Origin of the sequence: Acidocella aquatica, assembly GCF_030160635.1 — a bacterium.
GTDB classification, from domain to species: Bacteria; Pseudomonadota; Alphaproteobacteria; order Acetobacterales; family Acetobacteraceae; genus Acidocella; species Acidocella aquatica.
In genome coordinates, this window is the sequence record NZ_BSOS01000078.1 from 1 (window position 1) to 15,959 (window position 15,959).

General features: G+C 61.5%; 17 protein-coding genes and 2 tRNA genes. 11 read left to right on the plus strand and 8 right to left on the minus strand.

Going from position 1 to position 15,959, the window contains the following annotated elements; all coding sequences use genetic code 11:
* Positions 1 to 407 precede the first annotated feature (407 nt).
* From QQJ84_RS14130 to QQJ84_RS14145, 4 genes are all read right to left on the minus strand, one after another.
* Positions 408 to 1,376: an NAD-dependent epimerase/dehydratase family protein gene (locus tag QQJ84_RS14130; protein ID WP_284258950.1), complete on the minus strand. Its 969-nt coding sequence runs from the start codon at positions 1,374 to 1,376 to the stop codon at positions 408 to 410.
* Positions 1,376 to 1,927 (minus strand): D-sedoheptulose-7-phosphate isomerase, encoded by a 552-nt coding sequence (locus QQJ84_RS14135; RefSeq protein WP_284258951.1) that lies wholly within the window; start codon positions 1,925 to 1,927, stop codon positions 1,376 to 1,378. The genes QQJ84_RS14130 and QQJ84_RS14135 overlap by 1 nt, the downstream gene beginning before the upstream one ends.
* Before the next feature lie 124 nt (positions 1,928 to 2,051).
* A complete protein-coding gene (locus QQJ84_RS14140) occupies positions 2,052 to 2,837 on the minus strand; it encodes a 3-hydroxybutyrate dehydrogenase (RefSeq protein ID WP_284258952.1) in 786 nt (261 codons plus the stop codon).
* Between the two features lie 12 nt (positions 2,838 to 2,849).
* The gene (locus QQJ84_RS14145) at positions 2,850 to 3,593 is read right to left on the minus strand and encodes an acetoacetate decarboxylase (RefSeq protein ID WP_284258953.1); all 744 of its coding nucleotides are present in this window, start codon (positions 3,591 to 3,593) and stop codon (positions 2,850 to 2,852) included.
* Between the two features lie 134 nt (positions 3,594 to 3,727).
* On the opposite strand from QQJ84_RS14145, the gene QQJ84_RS14150 reads away from it, so the two are divergent.
* Positions 3,728 to 4,903 (plus strand): patatin-like phospholipase family protein, encoded by a 1,176-nt coding sequence (locus tag QQJ84_RS14150; RefSeq protein ID WP_284258954.1) that lies wholly within the window; start codon positions 3,728 to 3,730, stop codon positions 4,901 to 4,903.
* 106 nt (positions 4,904 to 5,009) lie between these two features.
* Complete coding sequence (gene parE / locus QQJ84_RS14155; RefSeq protein WP_284258955.1) at positions 5,010 to 6,983, plus strand: DNA topoisomerase IV subunit B; 1,974 nt, start codon at positions 5,010 to 5,012, stop codon at positions 6,981 to 6,983.
* 320 nt (positions 6,984 to 7,303) lie between these two features.
* Here parE and QQJ84_RS14160 read toward each other — a convergent pair whose 3' ends face one another.
* The 3 genes from QQJ84_RS14160 to QQJ84_RS14170 form a co-directional block, all read right to left on the minus strand.
* On the minus strand, positions 7,304 to 7,573 hold the full coding sequence (locus QQJ84_RS14160) for an HU family DNA-binding protein (protein WP_284258956.1): 270 nt from the start codon (positions 7,571 to 7,573) through the stop codon (positions 7,304 to 7,306).
* Positions 7,574 to 7,765: 192 nt separating this feature from the next.
* Positions 7,766 to 7,841, minus strand: a tRNA-Phe gene (locus tag QQJ84_RS14165).
* Between the two features lie 46 nt (positions 7,842 to 7,887).
* Positions 7,888 to 7,962, minus strand: a tRNA-Thr gene (locus QQJ84_RS14170).
* Here QQJ84_RS14170 and QQJ84_RS14175 point away from each other — a divergent pair.
* The 3 genes from QQJ84_RS14175 to murA are packed head-to-tail and all read left to right on the plus strand — an operon-like array spanning position 7,955 to position 10,051.
* Positions 7,955 to 8,224, plus strand: coding sequence for a hypothetical protein (locus tag QQJ84_RS14175; protein WP_284258957.1), 270 nt, complete (start codon positions 7,955 to 7,957; stop codon positions 8,222 to 8,224). The two genes, QQJ84_RS14170 and QQJ84_RS14175, sit on opposite strands and share 8 nt — an antisense overlap.
* Positions 8,215 to 8,769, plus strand: coding sequence for a dCTP deaminase (gene dcd, locus QQJ84_RS14180; protein ID WP_284258958.1), 555 nt, complete (start codon positions 8,215 to 8,217; stop codon positions 8,767 to 8,769). The genes QQJ84_RS14175 and dcd overlap by 10 nt, the downstream gene beginning before the upstream one ends.
* 31 nt (positions 8,770 to 8,800) lie before the next feature.
* Positions 8,801 to 10,051 carry a UDP-N-acetylglucosamine 1-carboxyvinyltransferase gene (gene murA, locus QQJ84_RS14185; RefSeq protein WP_284258959.1) on the plus strand — a complete coding sequence of 417 codons (1,251 nt, stop codon included), beginning with the start codon at positions 8,801 to 8,803 and terminating at the stop codon, positions 10,049 to 10,051.
* Between the two features lie 10 nt (positions 10,052 to 10,061).
* On the opposite strand, the gene QQJ84_RS14190 is transcribed toward murA, so the two are convergent.
* Positions 10,062 to 11,564 (minus strand): CpaF family protein, encoded by a 1,503-nt coding sequence (locus QQJ84_RS14190; RefSeq protein WP_284258960.1) that lies wholly within the window; start codon positions 11,562 to 11,564, stop codon positions 10,062 to 10,064.
* Positions 11,565 to 12,063: 499 nt separating this feature from the next.
* Between QQJ84_RS14190 and hisG the strand changes: the two genes are divergently transcribed.
* From hisG to yacG, 6 genes are read left to right on the plus strand one after another with little or no spacing between them, the layout of a single operon-like run.
* A complete protein-coding gene (gene hisG / locus QQJ84_RS14195) occupies positions 12,064 to 12,708 on the plus strand; it encodes an ATP phosphoribosyltransferase (protein WP_284258961.1) in 645 nt (214 codons plus the stop codon).
* Positions 12,705 to 13,994 carry a histidinol dehydrogenase gene (gene hisD, locus QQJ84_RS14200; RefSeq protein WP_284258962.1) on the plus strand — a complete coding sequence of 430 codons (1,290 nt, stop codon included), beginning with the start codon at positions 12,705 to 12,707 and terminating at the stop codon, positions 13,992 to 13,994. Before hisG ends, hisD begins: the two co-directional genes overlap by 4 nt.
* A gap of 60 nt (positions 13,995 to 14,054) precedes the next feature.
* Positions 14,055 to 14,273, plus strand: coding sequence for a translation initiation factor IF-1 (infA, locus tag QQJ84_RS14205; RefSeq protein WP_183266526.1), 219 nt, complete (start codon positions 14,055 to 14,057; stop codon positions 14,271 to 14,273).
* Positions 14,270 to 14,815, plus strand: coding sequence for a Maf family protein (locus QQJ84_RS14210; RefSeq protein ID WP_284258963.1), 546 nt, complete (start codon positions 14,270 to 14,272; stop codon positions 14,813 to 14,815). The genes infA and QQJ84_RS14210 overlap by 4 nt, the downstream gene beginning before the upstream one ends.
* A complete protein-coding gene (locus QQJ84_RS14215; protein ID WP_284258964.1) occupies positions 14,812 to 15,657 on the plus strand; it encodes a ribonuclease E/G in 846 nt (281 codons plus the stop codon). The genes QQJ84_RS14210 and QQJ84_RS14215 overlap by 4 nt, the downstream gene beginning before the upstream one ends.
* Complete coding sequence (gene yacG, locus QQJ84_RS14220; protein WP_284258965.1) at positions 15,654 to 15,812, plus strand: DNA gyrase inhibitor YacG; 159 nt, start codon at positions 15,654 to 15,656, stop codon at positions 15,810 to 15,812. The genes QQJ84_RS14215 and yacG overlap by 4 nt, the downstream gene beginning before the upstream one ends.
* The last annotated feature ends 147 nt before the right edge of the window (positions 15,813 to 15,959 follow it).

Below are 15,959 nucleotides of genomic sequence, written 5' to 3' on the forward strand. Positions count from 1 at the left end.
CTTGCAGCACAGCCCAGAAACGCCACCAACGTATCCCTTCCCAGCCTATTCAATTGTCAAATAACATAACCCAAAGAACAAAACGACGGGCCAAAGTCCCCCGTCGCGAAGCGTATCAGATTAGCCGGGCACGAAGTCGAAGTCAATTCCGAAACCGTGCTCGGTGGAGGCAGCTTCTATGGAAAGAGATCAAACCCGTCAACCCTGACCGCAAACCAAAACCGCCAAAATCTGTAATTTTTCTATCAATCGATTGAATTATAAGGATAAAAAACTTTTCAGCCCGTTCACGCGCCCTTAGCCCCCATCCTCGCCCCCCCAAAGCCGCGCCACCGCGCAGACCAAAAAAAACGGGGGCGAACCTCACTTCGGTCCGCCCCCGCCCTATTATTCGCGCGATTCGCCCTTCAAGCCGCCGCGCGCATCTCCCGCCAGCGTAGATACCACGCCACAAATCTCGGTATCCCCACCTCCAGCGGCGTCGTTGGCGCATAACCGCACAACGCCCCCAACGCCGACACATCCGCGCATGTCTCCACCGGGTCCGCTTCCGGCTTCGGCAAATTCACCGTCACTGCGCTGCGCCCCAGCCCCTCTTCCAATAACCGCACCAGATCAGTCACATATTCCGCGCGGTTATTGCCGATATTAAACAACCTATGCGGCGCCGCATCCTCTGGCGGATGGTCAAACACCCCCATGATCCCGGCCACGATGTCGTCGATATAGGTGAAATCGCGCTTCAACCGGCCTTCATCATACAAAGTCACCGGTTTGCCTGCGCAAATCGCCTCGGCGAACCCAAAATACGCCATATCCGGCCGGCCCCAGGGCCCATACACGGTAAAAAACCGCAACCCCGTCTGCTTCAATCCAAAGAGATGCGTATAGGATTTGCTCATCAGCTCATCCGCCCGCTTGGTCGCCGCATACAGTGACGACGGCTGATCCGCCCGTGCATCCTCCGCATAAGGCAGCGCCGATCCCGTTCCATAAACCGAGGACGAGCTCGCATAAATCAGATGCTTCACGCCCGGCGTATGCCGCGCCAGCTCCAAAATCGAGAGATGCCCGGTCAAATTCGAGGCCGCGTAGGCAAACGGCTGCTCCAGCGAATAACGGACCCCCGCCTGCGCCGCGACATGCACGATCACCTCAACCCCGTCACCCAAACGCATCACCGCCTCATGGTCGGCAATGTCCAATTTGTGGAACGTGAACCCCGCCCCCAGCCTGGCGAGGCGCGCCTGCTTCAGCCGCACATCGTAATACGTGTTGAGGTCATCAACCCCCACCACCTCGATGCCCCGCGCCAGCAACGCCTGCGCCACATGATAGCCAATAAACCCGGCCGCCCCCGTCACCAATACCCGCATCAGCCGACCAACCGGTCTTCCAGCAGGGTCAGCACGGCATGCCCCAGCGTAATGTGGCATTCCTGGATCCGCGCCGTCTCCGAATCGGGCACCACCACGGCGAAATCGCACAGCGGCAGCGCCGCCCCGCCATCCCCGCCCAGAAACCCGACGGTCACAATCCCCATCTCGCGCGCCGCCTGCAAAGCGTGCAGCACATTCACCGAGCGCCCGGAGGTGGTGATGCCAAACAACACATCCCCCGCCCGGCCCAACCCGCGCAGCGGGCGCGCGAACATCTCCTCCACGCCAAAATCATTCACCGCCGCCGTCACCGCCGAGGTATCCATCGCCAGCGTCATCGCCGGCCAGCTCTCGCGCGCAACCGCCCCGCGCAGCCGTATCACCAGCTCGGTGGCCAGATGCTGCGCATCCGCCGCCGACCCGCCATTGCCGCAAAAAATCAACTTGCCGCCACTACGGATCGCCCGTTCGCACGCCCCTACAATATCCAGCACCGGCGCCGCATTCGCAGCCAATTCCAGCTTCAGCGCGGCCGAACGCCGCAACATCGCGGCAAATCGCGCCGCCTCGGTTTCATGGTTTAAAATCTTGGCGTCTCCCCGCACCTGAGTTACGCAGCCAGCTTACACGCAAGCTCCAGCCGGGAGCAAAGCCCCCGCCCGGTGCCTAAACCTAATGCGCCACCCAGCCGCCATCGATTGAAAGCGGCGTCCCGGTGATCGTCTGCGCCCCATCGGAGCACAAAAACACCGCCAGCGCGCCGATCTCTTCCGGCGACGAGAATTTATGCATCGGCTGCGTTTCCGAAATCATTTTCTTCTTCTCGGTTTCCACATCGGTCCCAGCGGCCTTCGCCCGGTCCTCAAGCTGCTTCTGCACCAAAGGTGTGAGCACCCAGCCGGGGCAGATCGCATTCACCGTAATCCCGTCATTCGCCAGCTCGATCGCAGCCACCTTCGTCGCGCCGACCACGCCATGTTTGGCCGCCACATAGGCCACCTTGTTCGGGCTCGCCACCAGACCGTGCGCCGAGGCGATGTTGATAATCCGCCCCCAGCCCTTCGCCTTCATCCCCGGAATGGCGTATTTCATGCCATAAAACACCGCCGAGAGATTAATCGCCAAAATCGCATCCCATTTCGCTTCCGGGAACTCATCTACGGGCGCCACAAACTGAATCCCGGCATTATTTACCAATACATCCAGGCTTCCCAGCTCACTTTGGGTCTTTTGCACAATCGCCGCCACCTGGTCCGGCTTGCTCAAATCCGCGCCATCATAGAGCACGCGCACCGAGAATTCAGCCGCCAGCCCGGCACGCAGCGCCTCAATCTCCCCGGCATCGCCAAACCCGTTGAGCATAATATCAGCCCCTTGCGCAGCCAGCGCGCGCGCAATGCCCAACCCAATGCCGCTCGTCGAGCCCGTCACCAAAGCCACCTTGCCTTTTAACGCCATTACCAATTCTCCTTATTTCGGGTCATCGAGATAATCATGCAGCACCGTGCCATAGGGCAGCGTCAAATCGGCACATAAATGCTGCCCATACATAATTTTCCGTACCGGCAAATCCGCCAGCCGGCAATTCACATGCGGTACCAGATGCAGCCGCGCATCGCCCGTAAAGGCGAATTTCAAATCAATGTCCTGCAGATGATACCCAACAAGCTGCGCGATCTTCGGACTGCCATCCACATCGGGGATAAATTTCAAATTCACGTTCAATTTACCCATGCCCGCCTTCGTCTGCGCCAGATCCATCGGCGTCTGCTTATACACCATGGTTCCCAGCGCCACCCGCTCCTCGTCATAATAGAGCGTACCCGTCAGCGTCTCATGAATCGTCTTCACCCTTGGAATACCGAATTTCTTGGGAAACCCCCAAATCTCCCGCCCGCCCGTGGTCGGCGCCTCATCGTCGAGAAACATCATGCAACTGTAATTACACTTAATACCATTATACGTTGCCGCGATCCCGCAGCCGCTCTCCTCGTAATCGCCAAACCCCGACGAATCGGGCATTTTCATCCATTCAAAAAACACATGATTCCCGTCCGGCTCCAATGGCTCCGGCAACATTGCCCGCAGCGCCGCGGGGTCCGTTTCGTAATGAATCAGTAAGTATTCACGATTAGTGAACCGGAACGGCCCCTTCGGATAACTGGGAGAGGCGAGCGGCATCGAGGAAGCACCGAGTATCTCATCGCGCGTCATATGGCTTTCTCCTATGGTTCTCTTAACTATGTACCCAGAGCACTGGTTTCATGTGACAATTATGTCACATTCTATTTGCCACCCTCCACTCTATATGCTGCTACAGACCGCCCGCCGGACCAAGGATCATTGCTATGGACATGCTGACAGACCCGCGTACCCCGCTGCGCAAGCCGCTCGCCCCCATCGCGCCGATGGCCCGTCCCGCCGCCTGCGACGGCATCGGCCTGGTCCTCCAGGGCGGCGGCGCGCTCGGCGCCTACCAGGCCGGCGTGTATCAGGCCCTGCACGAGGCCAATTTTGAGCCTGACTGGATCGCGGGTGTCTCCATCGGCTCCATCAACGCCGCCATCATCGCCGGCAACAAGCCCGAAGACCGGCTGGAAAAGCTGGAAAAATTCTGGCTGGACATCACCGCCCGCGACCCCTTCACCCTCTGGCCAGAGGGGGACAACCCGCGCAAGCTGCGCAACATCCTCTCCGCCCTCAACGGCATGGTCTTCGGCCAGCCCGGCTTCTTCCAGCCCGCCACCGTCAATGCCTGGCTCGCCCCGCGCGGCGCCCGCGGCGCCACCGCCCTTTATGACAGCAGCCCCCTGCACAAAACGCTGGAAAACCTCGTCGATTTCGACCTCATCAACAGCCGCACCCCCCGTTTCGCGGTTGGCGCGGTTGACGTCGCCACGGCCAATTTCCTTTATTTTGACAATACCCAGGTCGAGATCGGCCCCGAGCACATCATGGCCAGCGGCGCCCTGCCCCCGGCCCTGCCTATGGTGCGCATCGGCAAACATTACTACTGGGACGGCGGGCTGGTCTCCAACACCCCGCTGCAACACCTGCTCGACAATTGCGGCAGCATGAACCTGCTGGTCTTCCAGGTTGACCTCTTCTCCGCCAGCGGCGACGTTCCGCGCGACATGCCAGACGTCCTCTCCCGCCAGAAGGACATCCAGTATTCCTCGCGCACCCGCACCACCACCGACCATTTCCTCCAGACCCACCGGCTCAAACAGGCCCTGCGCGACGCCCTCAGCCTGCTCCCCTATGAGCGCCTGACCGACGCCCAGACCGCCCTCAAAGTCGAACTCGAACGCCTGCCCGAAATCAACATCATGCAGCTCATCTACCAGCAAAAGGCCTACGAGGGCGGCGCCAAGGACTATGAATTCAGCCGCCTCTCGATGAAGGACCATTGGCGCTCAGGCTATTACGACACCCGCAACACCCTGGCGCATTCCGAATGGCTGGAAATGAAGGGCACTGGCGGCGGCATCCACACCCACGACATTCACAGCACCGGCGAGTAATCCCGCCCGCCACTGTCATGCCTTGCGAAAGCCGGGCATCCACCCCTTGGCCTCGCCCCCGGTCCATGGCAACTGAAGCGTTGACCACCACCGGAGTCGGAACACCTTGAGCGACTTATTCGAAAGCGGCCCCAGTAAAGAGAGCTACGGCGCCAAGGACATTGAGGTCCTTGAGGGCCTGGAGCCCGTGCGCCGCCGCCCCGGCATGTATATCGGCGGCACGGACGACGCGGCATTGCACCACCTCGCCGCCGAAATTCTCGATAACTCCATGGACGAAGCCGTCGCCGGCCACGCCAGCATCATCGAAATGTCGCTGGAGCCCGGCAACACCCTCACCGTACGCGACAACGGCCGCGGCATCCCGGTCGACCCGCACCCGAAGTTCAAAAACAAATCCGCGCTTGAGGTTATTCTCACCACCCTGCACTCGGGCGGCAAATTCTCCGGCAAGGCCTACGCCACCTCCGGCGGCCTGCACGGCGTCGGCTCCTCGGTTGTCAACGCCCTCTCCAGCGCCTTCACCGCCGAGGTCGCGCGCGACAAAAAACTCTACCGCCAGGAGTTCGCCAAAGGCATCCCGGTTACCAAACTCATCGAAGCCGGCCCCATCCAAAACCGCCGCGGCACTACCATCCGCTTCACCCCCGACACCGAGATTTTCGACGGCAAGCAATTCTCCCCCGCCCGCCTCTACAAGCTCTGCCGCTCGAAAGCCTATCTCTTCCGCGGCGTGCGCATCAAATGGTCCTGCGACCCCGGCCTGCTGAAGGCCGACTCCGAAACCCCGGCCACCGCTGAACTCCACTTCCCCGGCGGCCTGCGCGACTCGCTGGCAGCCGACCTCGGCGCCACGCCCCAGATCCTCCCCGAAATCTGGGCCGGCGAAGCCAAATTCCCGGTAGGGCCCGATGGTTCCGACCAAGGCAAGCTCGAATGGGCCTGCGCCTGGATCGAGCGCGGCGACTCCAGCCTCGACACCTATTGCAACACCGTGCCCACCCCGCTCGGCGGCACCCATGAGGCTGGCTTCCGCGCCGCCTTGCTCAAGGGCCTGCGCGCCTGGGCCGAGCAGCGCAACAACAAGCGCGGCGCCGCCATCATCGCCGATGACATTTTAGGCTGCCTGCGCGCCAAATTTTCCCTCTTCATCCGCGAGCCGCAATTCCAGGGCCAGACCAAGGAAAAACTCACCAACCCCGAGGCCACCCGCCTCACCGAAATCTCCCTGCGCGACCGCTTCGACCATTTCCTCGCGGGCGACCCCACAAATGCCGACAATCTTCTGGCCTTCATCATCGAGCGCGCCGAAGATCGCATCCGCCGTAAGGAGCTGAAGGACACCCCGCGCAAATCCGCCACCCGCCGCCTGCGCCTGCCCGGAAAACTGGCTGATTGCAGCACCGAAAACGCCGAGGGTACGGAAATCTTCCTGGTCGAGGGCGACTCGGCCGGCGGCTCTGCCAAACAGGCCCGCAACCGCAACACCCAGGCGATCCTGCCGCTTAAAGGCAAAATCCTGAACGTCGCTTCCGCCTCCACCGAAAAACTGCGGCAGAACCAGGAACTGAAAGACCTCATCGAGGCGCTCGGCTGCGGCGTCGGGCAGAATTTCAACCGCGCCAACCTGCGCTACGAGCGCATCATCATCATGACCGACGCCGATGTCGACGGCGCCCACATCGCCTCCCTGCTGATGACCTTCTTCTACCGCGAACTGCCCGAGCTGATCCGCCACGGCCATGTCTATCTGGCGCAGCCCCCGCTCTACCGCATCGTGCAAGGTGCGAAGAGCATCTATGCGATGGACGACGCCGCCCGCGAAAAACTCATAAAAACCTTCAAGCCCGGCGCCAAGCTGGAGGTCAGCCGCTTCAAGGGCCTGGGCGAAATGCCACCGCAGGTGTTGAAGGAAACCACCATGGACCCGAAAAAACGCACCCTGCTGCGCATCACCAACCCACCGGAATCGCGCGCCGAAACCTCCAACATGGTGGAGAGCCTGATGGGCAAGCGCCCCGAACTGCGCTTCGCCTTCATTCAGGAAAATGCAGGCAGCGTCACGGATATCGACATTTAACCACGCCCCGCCCGCATCATGCCGGCGCCACCCGCTCGTCACGCCAGCACCTTCGTCATGCCAGCACCTCGTCATGCCAGCGCAAGCTGGCATCCCCCCGCACCGCCAGCACCACTCATTCCACCCCGGCCCGCATTGCGCCGCACCAACCATCACCGCGCCGCAACAAGATGTTACCGGGCCGGTCAATCAGATTTTTCATCCATTGAAGGTGCCGCCTTGCCCAAATGAAAACGCCTCGCATTCACGGCACCGCATCGTCATAAAAAAAGCGGCCCGAGTCGCCCCGGGCCGCTTTTTTAACTAACTTTTTATTAACCTCAAACCATCTTCTTCAGGCTTGGAGAAGCTTTAAAGCGCACGGTCTTGCCAGCTTTCACCTTGATCTCTTCGCCGGTCCGCGGATTCACACCCTTGCGGGCCTTGGTCTTGCGCACGGTGAACGTGCCAAAGCTCGGCAGCGTGAACTTACCGTTCTTCTTCAATTCCTTAACCACGGCATCAATCAGTTCCGCGGCCGTGCGATTCGCCGCAACCCCGGTAATTTCAGCAGAATTCTGAATAACTTCAGCAATAAATGCTTTCGACATGTTTCTAGCTTCTTTCCTGTTACACAGTGCTGGCCAGGCGTTTCCGCCCAAACCGGTGTTTCCAAATTTCAAAACGCTCGGGGCCCACACGATAAAGACCAGGCGCGTCGCCAAATAACTAGCCTGCGCCTATAATAAAGGCCAGAGCATTCCCTGGCGGAATAAAAAATTTTCATCACTTTAACGGGAAAATGGTGCCCAAGACCGGAATCGAACCAGTGACACTGCGATTTTCAGTCGCATGCTCTACCAACTGAGCTACTTGGGCACACCTCCGAGGGACTAAACCAACCTTCCCCCGGTTTCAACCCCGCTGGTGCTGTCACTGGGAATTGAACCCAGGACCTCTTCATTACCAATGAAGTGCTCTACCCCTGAGCTATGACAGCATACGCGGTGCCGCCCTATATCGCCGCATTGGCCATGACGCAACAGGGCCTTGACGGTTTCCCCCCTCGCGGCTTCAAGAAGGCCATGTCTGAGCCGAAAACTCCAACCAAGGCCGAGCTTGCGGCCGCCGCCCGTGCCCGCGCCAAGGCCGCGCGCGAGGCGGAGGCGCTGCGCGCCAACCTCCACCGGCGCAAGGCGCAAGCCCGCGCCGAGGCCAGCAAACCTGCCCAAGCGGCAGAGGGAACCAACAAATGCCCGTGATGCCCGACCATTGGATCCGCCAAAAAGCCCTCGAATCGGCCATGATCGAACCTTTCGTGGAAACCCAGAAACGTGACGGCGTGGTCTCCTACGGGCTCTCGTCCTATGGTTATGACGCCCGCTGTTCCGACCATTTCAAAATTTTCACCAATGTCGACTCCGCCGTGGTCGACCCCAAAAACTTCAACCCCACCAGCTTCGTTGACCGCACCGGCCCGGTCTGCATCATCCCGCCCAACAGCTTCGCGCTCACCCACACGGTCGAATATTTCCGCATCCCGCGTGATATTCTGGTCATCTGTCTGGGCAAATCCACCTATGCGCGCTGCGGCATCATCGTGAACGTCACCCCGCTGGAGCCCGAATGGGAGGGCCAGGTGACCATCGAGATCTCCAACACCACCCCGCTCCCGGCCAAAATCTACGCCGGCGAGGGCATCTGCCAGTTCCTCTTTCTCCAGGGTTCATCCCCTTGCGAGACCTCCTATGCCGACAAATCCGGCAAATACATGGGCCAGCGCGGCGTCGCGCTGCCCAGAATGTGATCTCGCGCCTGTCTTGCTGTAGGATATAGTTATGGACTCCATTCGCATCACCGGCGGCGTGCCCCTGCGCGGCACCATCGCCATCTCCGGCGCCAAAAACGCCGCCCTCCCCCTCATGACCTGCGGCCTGCTGACCGACGAGCGCCTCGTCCTCTCCAACGTCGCCAAACTGGCCGATCTCGCCACCATGGCAGCACTCCTGGCGCAGCACGGCATCGCGGTGGAACCCTCCGGGCGCACCCTCTCGCTGGGCGGGCACATCACCAACACCCTCGCCCCTTATGACATCGTGCGCAAAATGCGCGCCTCCATCCTGGTGCTCGGCCCCCTGCTGGCGCGCAGGCGAGAGGCCCGCGTCTCGCTCCCCGGCGGCTGCGCCATCGGCACCCGCCCCGTTGACCTGCATTTGAAGGGCCTGGAGGCCATGGGCGCGGTCATCAAGCTGGACGCCGGCTACATCGAGGCCACCGCCCCCACCGGGCTCCACGGCGCGCAGATCGTCTTCCCCTTCGTCTCCGTTGGCGCCACTGAAAACCTCCTCATGGCCGCCGCCCTGGCCGATGGCACCACCACTCTGAAAAACGCCGCCCGCGAACCCGAGATCATCGACCTCTGCGCCTGCCTCCTGGCCATGGGCGCCAATATCGAGGGCGTAGGCACCGACACGCTGACCATCCACGGCGTCAAATCCCTCCACGGCGCGCAGCACGCCATCCTGCCGGACCGTATCGAGACCGGCACCTACGCCTGCGCCGCCGCCATCACCGGGGGCAAAGTCTTCCTCGAGGGCGCCCGCGCCGCCGACCTTGGCGCCGTGCTCTCCAGCCTGCGCGAAGCCGGCGTGGTCATCACCGAGGAGCCAAACGGCTTCTGGGTGGAGCGCGCCAACGGGCTGCACGGCGTGGATGCCGTCACCGAGCCCTTCCCCGGCTTCCCGACCGACATGCAGGCCCAGTTCATGGCCCTCATGGCCGTGGCCGAGGGCGCCTCGATGATCACCGAGACCATCTTCGAGAACCGCTTCATGCATGTCCCTGAACTCAACCGCATGGGAGCCAGGATCAACGCGCATGGCTCCTCGGCCATCATCCGCGGCGTGAAAAAGCTCACCGGCGCCCCCGTCATGGCGACTGACCTGCGCGCCTCCTTCTCCCTGGTCCTCGCCGCCCTGGCCGCCGAGGGTGAGACCACCATCTCGCGCGTCTACCACCTCGACCGCGGCTATGAAGCAGTGGAGCAAAAACTCGCCGCCTGCGGCGCGCGTATCGAGCGGATTGGTTAAAAATCCAAAATCATAACGGCTCGGTCGTCATGGCCGGGTCGTGCGCGGCCTCCTCCATCGCCTCCATCCAGGCGCCCTCGAGGCCGAAATATGTCAGCTTCTCGTAGAACGACGGCTGGCTGCGATCGACATGATACCGTGCGATCAACCGCCCATCATGCGCTTCGCCCAGGATCTTCAGTTTAAAAATATCCTTCAGCAACACAACATCTGCTTCAAGTCCGGTAACATCCGTCACCTCGGTCACCCGCCGCACCCCATCGCGCTGGCGGTCCAGTTGCACGATGACGTTGATCGCCGCCACCATCTCGGTGCGAATGGATTTTGACGACAAACCCATATTGGACATCTGCACCATGTTCTCGATCCGCGAGAGCGCGTCACGGGTGCTGTTGGCATGAATGGTCGAAAGTGAACCGGCATGCCCCGTGTTCATCGCCTGCAACATATCGAACGCCTCGGTGCCCCGCACCTCACCGACGATGATACGGTCAGGGCGCATCCGCAACGCGTTGCGCACCAGATCGCGGGTATCCACCTCCCCCTTGCCCTCGAGACTCGGCGGCCGGGTCTCCATCCGCACAATATCCGGCTGCTGCAATTGCAGTTCCGCCACATCCTCCACGGTGACAATGCGCTCGCTCGGGTCGATATACTGGCTCAGCGCATTCATCAAAGTGGTTTTGCCAGAGCCCGTCCCGCCCGAGACGATGACATTCAACCGGCACCGGGCACAAATCTCCAAAATCTTTGCAATCGAGGGCGTCAGCGAGCCAAACCCGATCAGCTTTTGAAAATCCATGGTCTTTTTGCTGAACTTGCGGATCGAAATGGCCGGCCCGTCCAATGTCAGCGGCGGCAGCACCACATTCACACGCGAGCCATCCTTGAGCCGGGCATCCACCATCGGGCTGCCCTCATCCACATGGCGGCCGACCGATGCCGCGATCCGCTGGCAAATATTGGTCAGATGCTCCCAGTCACGAAAATGCACAGCCGCCTGCACCAGCTTGCCGCCACGTTCAATAAAGGTTTTATCCGGCCCGTTCACCACGATATCCGTAATGCTGTCATCCAACAGCAAAGGTTCCAGAGGCCCCAGGCCGATCATATCGTCCACCAGCTCGGTCGCCAGCTGGCGCTGCTCGCTGATATTCATCTGTATGTGGTATTCACTCGCCAATTGCGAAACGAGCCGCTCAATCTCGGCCCATAAACGGTCGGGTGGCAAGGATGCAACCGCCTGCGCATCTATTTTTGTCAGACAGACCGCGCGCAGTTTCGCAACGTCCTCACGCAAACCACGCCCCGCCTCCATGGCGGCACCCGTCTGGGCGTGGCTGATATCATAAGCATAATTAGGAACCGGTGCCGCAGGTTGCGGGGACGGCCGCAACGGCACCAGCACCGGCGAAGCCGCCACCGGCTTCACCACGAACGCACCATCCACCTGCGCCAGCGGCGCCTCATCAATATGTTTGTGGCCAAATACCGGCATGTCTTCATTGTTCATTTCAAAAACCCATAATTTGAATCGGCCTTGGTCCGGCCTGAATTATTATTCGATTCCAATCGCCGCGAAACCACCGTAGGTTGCACATCCGTAACCCTTCCGCCTGAAATCAAGGCTATACCAAAATCAAATTTATTCAGCCTTGATCTGCGTCAACCATATCACTGACGATTACGGCCCTATATCAAATTCCGCCGCGGGCCATCGTCATGATCCGCGCGGCATGATCAGCGCCGCGCCCGATCGCCGGAAGGTGGCTCGGCCGTGCGAAAGCCCGGGCCGCCGGCCCGCAAAGCAGGCCAATCTCAAGTTATCGCACTCTAGAGTGCGATCGTTTGAGGTTCGCTCAACCGAGCGAGCCGAAAGCGTGAATCGCCATCAGAAAAAGCGGCTACTGAAAACAAAGCGCTCGTGTCCCGCGAGGGAAGATATTTTGATGTTACGAACCTCAAAATCGGGACACTAGCCTCACCCTCGCCCCGGTGGTAATCCCCCGGCCATGTCGATTGTCCTTGCCCTTCCCAAAGGCCGCATCCTTGATGAGGCCGGCCCCCTTCTCGCCCGCGCCGGCATTGCCCCGGCCGCTGATTATGCAGACGAATCGAGCCGGCGGCTGCGTTTTCCCACCAATCATCCAGAGCTGGACGTCATTCGCGTGCGCTCCTTCGATGTCGCCACCTTCGTCGCCTTCGGCGGCGCCCAGATCGGTATCTGCGGCGGCGATGTGCTGATGGAATTCGACTATCAGGAAATCTACGCGCCGCTCGACCTGGGCATCGGCCATTGCCGCATCTCCGTCGCCGAACCCAAGGACGATGTGCACACCAATTTCGCCTCTCTCTCGCGCATCCGGGTCGCCAGCAAATACCCCAATCTGGCCAAAAAACACTTTGCCGCCAAAGGCATCCAGGCTGAGGTGGTGGAGCTGAACGGCTCCATGGAGCTCGCCCCCGGCCTTGGCCTCTCCCGGCTCATCGTGGACCTGGTGCAGACAGGCAGCACGCTCAAGGCCAACGGGCTGGTGGAAACCGATGTGATCGCGCATGTCTCCTCGCGCCTGATCGTCAACCGGATTGCCTTGAAAACCCGGCCCGATGAGGTCAATTTCTGGATTGAAAGTTTCCGCAAGGCCCTCGCCGCATGAAATTCCTCTCCACCGCCCAGCCGCATTTCGCCGCCCAATTCAACGCCCTGCTCGCGCGCTCGGCCGACGAGCCGCAGGTTGGCGCGCAGGTGCGCGAAATCATCGCCCAGGTGCGCGAACGCGGCGATGCGGCGGTATTGGACTACACCAACAGGTTTGACCGGGTGGCGATGACCGCCGCAGACCTGCGCATCACCGCCGACGAGATCTCTGTCGCCACCGCGGAAATTCCGCACGCCCTGCGCGACGCCCTGGCCCTGGCCGCCGCGCGGATCGAGCGTTTCCACCGGGCGCAATTGCCGCAGGATATCAAATTCACCGATGAGACCGGCGCCACGCTGGGCATGCGCTGGGGCGCGCTGGATGCCGTGGGCATCTATGTGCCGGGGGGCAAAGCCTCCTACCCCTCCTCGGTGCTGATGAACGCCATCCCGGCGAAAGTCGCCGGGGTCGGGCGGATCGCCTGCTGTGTTCCCGCACCGGACGGCGTGCTCAACCCGCTCGTGCTGGCCGCGGCCAAAATGGCGGGGGTGAGCGAAATCTACCGCATTGGCGGCGCCCAGGCGGTGGCCGCGATGGCCTATGGCACGGAGCAAATCGCCAAGGTGGACCGCATCACCGGCCCCGGCAACGCCTATGTCGCGGAGGCGAAGCGCCAGGTTTTTGGCCAGGTCGGCATTGATTCCATCGCCGGCCCCTCGGAAGTGCTGATTCTGGCCGATGACAGCGCCAACCCGGCGCATCTGGCGCTAGACCTGCTGGCCCAGGCCGAACATGATGAAGAGGCGCAGGCACTCCTCATCACCACCAGCGGCGCCCTGGCCGCCAGCGTGCTGGACGCCGTGAAAACAGCCCTGGAGACCCTGCCGCGCGCGGCGATCGCCGGCGAGAGCATCCGCCGCCATGGCGCGGTGATTCTGGTGCATGACTGGGACGAGGCCGTGGTGCTGGCCAACCGCATCGCGCCCGAGCACCTGCAGCTCATGCTGGCCGAGCCGGAGCGGATGTTCGCCAAAATCCGCCATGCCGGAGCGGTTTTCATGGGCCAGGACTGCCCAGAGGCCATCGGCGACTATGTGGCCGGGCCCAACCACGTGCTGCCGACCTCCGGCACCGCGCGCTTCTCCTCCGGGCTTTCAGTCTATGATTTTATGAAGCGCACGACCTGGGTGAAGCTGGCGGCAGGCACGCTGGAGGCGATCGGCCCCGCCGCCGTGGCCCTGGCGGCGGCCGAGAACCTGGGCGCGCATGCCGCCTCCGTGGCGGTCCGGCTTGGAAAAACTTGACCGGAGAGAAAGTTAAGCCCATTTCACCCGCAGCGTTCCAGCAATTTGCACGAGGTGTGTTTGTCTAAAGAAGATATGATCGAGTTCAGCGGCATGGTCACTGAACTGCTTCCCAACGCGATGTTCCGCGTCAAGCTCGACAATGACCATGTGATTCTCGCCCATACCAGCGGCAAGATGCGCAAAAACCGTATCCGGGTTCTGGCCGGGGACCGTGTGAACGTCGAGATGACCCCTTATGACCTGACCAAGGGCCGGATCACATTCCGCTTCAAGTGATTCTGGCTTCGGCCAGCCCCAGACGGCTTGAGCTGCTTCGCCAGATCGGGATAGAGCCGGACCAGATTGTTGCTCCTGATATTGATGAGACGCCGCTGGCGGGGGAACCACCCCGTGCCTACGCGCTGCGTATCGCTTTGGCCAAGCTGGTGCCAGGCGATGGATTTGTGATTGCCGCCGATACGGTCGCCGCCGCCGGGGCGCGGATTCTGCCCAAGGCGGAAACCCCGGAACAAGCGGAAAAATGCCTGACACTCCTCTCCGGCCGCAGACACCGGGTTTATACCGGGGTCGCGGTGCGCGCGCCCGATGGCCGGGTGGCCAGCCGCGTGGTGGGTTCCGTGGTGGGGTTTGCCCGGCTGGATGCGGGGCAGTTGCGCGATTACCTGGATGGCGGCGAGTGGCGCGGCAAGGCCGGCGGCTATGCCATTCAGGGCAAGGCCGCGGCGTTCGTGGATTTTGTTTCCGGCTCATATTCCGGCGTGGTCGGGTTGCCGCTGCATGAAACCGCCTCGCTCCTGCGGGGGCTGGGTTATCGATGATCCGGGCCTCGCGCCGGGGCGATGTGGTGCGGGTGGCGCGGCTGGATGGCGGCGTTTTAAGCGAATTCTGGATATGGGATCTGGCCGCGCCTGATGGCGTTGGCGATGTCTATACCGGGCGGGTTGAGGCGGTGCTGCCAGCCATGGCCGGGCGGTTTGTCGAAATTGGCGGGGTGGCTGGGTTTTTGCCTGATAGCGCGGGGGGCAAGGGGCTTTCGATTGGCACCTATGTGGCGGTGCGGGTAAGCCGCAGCGCGCAGGGCGGCAAGGGGCCCCGGCTGGCGGTAGAAAATGAGGAACCGGGGGAAAAACCGGGGTTGCTGCGCCGGGGCGATGGGCCGTTGCTGGAGCTGGTGGCAAGGGCGGCCGGGGAAATTCTGGTGGATGATTACGCGCTGATCGCGCAGTTGCGGCCCCGGCTGGGGGAGCGGTTGCGCTATGATGCCATGGCGTTCGATGCCGTGCTGGAAGATGAGGTGGCGGGGTTGGCCGAGCCTTGCGCGCCGCTGCCGCTGGGAGCGGCCATGCATATCACCACCGCACCGGCGGCGGTGCTGATCGATATTGATGCCGGGGCTGGCTCTGAGGTTTCGCAACTGGCGTTGAATACCGCGATTATCCCCGAAATTTGCCGGCAGATAGTGTTGCGCAATTTATCGGGTGGGATTTTGGTGGATTTTGCCGGGATGAAGCCCGCCGCGCGATTAAGGCTGGCGGCGCCGCTGAGCGCGGCGCTGGGCCGGGATTTTTTGAAACCGGCGTTTTTGGGATTTTCGCATCTGGGGTTTGCCGAGATTGTGCGCCGCCGGGTGCGGCCGGGATTGCATGAGGTGTTGCGATGAAAACGATCTGTCCGATTTGTGAAAAGCCTGGCGTGGAGGCGCATAAACCATTTTGCTCGGAACGCTGCGCGCAGGTGGATTTGGGCCGCTGGCTCACCGGAAGTTATGCCCTGCCCGCCAAGCCGGAGGATGAAGAAGAGGACGAGCCGGGCTGAGAGCGTTTCACGCTTTCGGCTCGCTCGGTTGAGCGAACCTCAAACGATCGCGCTAGAGCGTGATTGCCTCACGTCAATCACGCTCTAGCATTACAGTTGTGATTTTTTGGTTGCGAAGCGGCTTAATCTCTGAATCAATGGGTCACC

Bases quoted from the DNA above. Each gene is read 5' to 3' on its own strand.
- QQJ84_RS14130 (WP_284258950.1), bottom strand. From the start codon at position 1,376: ATGCGGGTATTGGTGACGGGGGCGGCCGGGTTTATTGGCTATCATGTG.
- QQJ84_RS14135 (WP_284258951.1), bottom strand. From the start codon at position 1,927: ATGTTGCGGCGTTCGGCCGCGCTGAAGCTGGAATTGGCTGCGAATGCG.
- QQJ84_RS14140 (WP_284258952.1), bottom strand. From the start codon at position 2,837: ATGGCGTTAAAAGGCAAGGTGGCTTTGGTGACGGGCTCGACGAGCGGC.
- QQJ84_RS14145 (WP_284258953.1), bottom strand. From the start codon at position 3,593: ATGACGCGCGATGAGATACTCGGTGCTTCCTCGATGCCGCTCGCCTCT.
- QQJ84_RS14150 (WP_284258954.1), top strand. From the start codon at position 3,728: ATGGACATGCTGACAGACCCGCGTACCCCGCTGCGCAAGCCGCTCGCC.
- QQJ84_RS14160 (WP_284258956.1), bottom strand. From the start codon at position 7,573: ATGTCGAAAGCATTTATTGCTGAAGTTATTCAGAATTCTGCTGAAATT.
- QQJ84_RS14175 (WP_284258957.1), top strand. From the start codon at position 7,955: ATGACAGCATACGCGGTGCCGCCCTATATCGCCGCATTGGCCATGACG.
- dcd (WP_284258958.1), top strand. From the start codon at position 8,215: ATGCCCGTGATGCCCGACCATTGGATCCGCCAAAAAGCCCTCGAATCG.
- murA (WP_284258959.1), top strand. From the start codon at position 8,801: ATGGACTCCATTCGCATCACCGGCGGCGTGCCCCTGCGCGGCACCATC.
- QQJ84_RS14190 (WP_284258960.1), bottom strand. From the start codon at position 11,564: ATGAACAATGAAGACATGCCGGTATTTGGCCACAAACATATTGATGAG.
- hisG (WP_284258961.1), top strand. From the start codon at position 12,064: ATGTCGATTGTCCTTGCCCTTCCCAAAGGCCGCATCCTTGATGAGGCC.
- hisD (WP_284258962.1), top strand. From the start codon at position 12,705: ATGAAATTCCTCTCCACCGCCCAGCCGCATTTCGCCGCCCAATTCAAC.
- QQJ84_RS14215 (WP_284258964.1), top strand. From the start codon at position 14,812: ATGATCCGGGCCTCGCGCCGGGGCGATGTGGTGCGGGTGGCGCGGCTG.
- yacG (WP_284258965.1), top strand. From the start codon at position 15,654: ATGAAAACGATCTGTCCGATTTGTGAAAAGCCTGGCGTGGAGGCGCAT.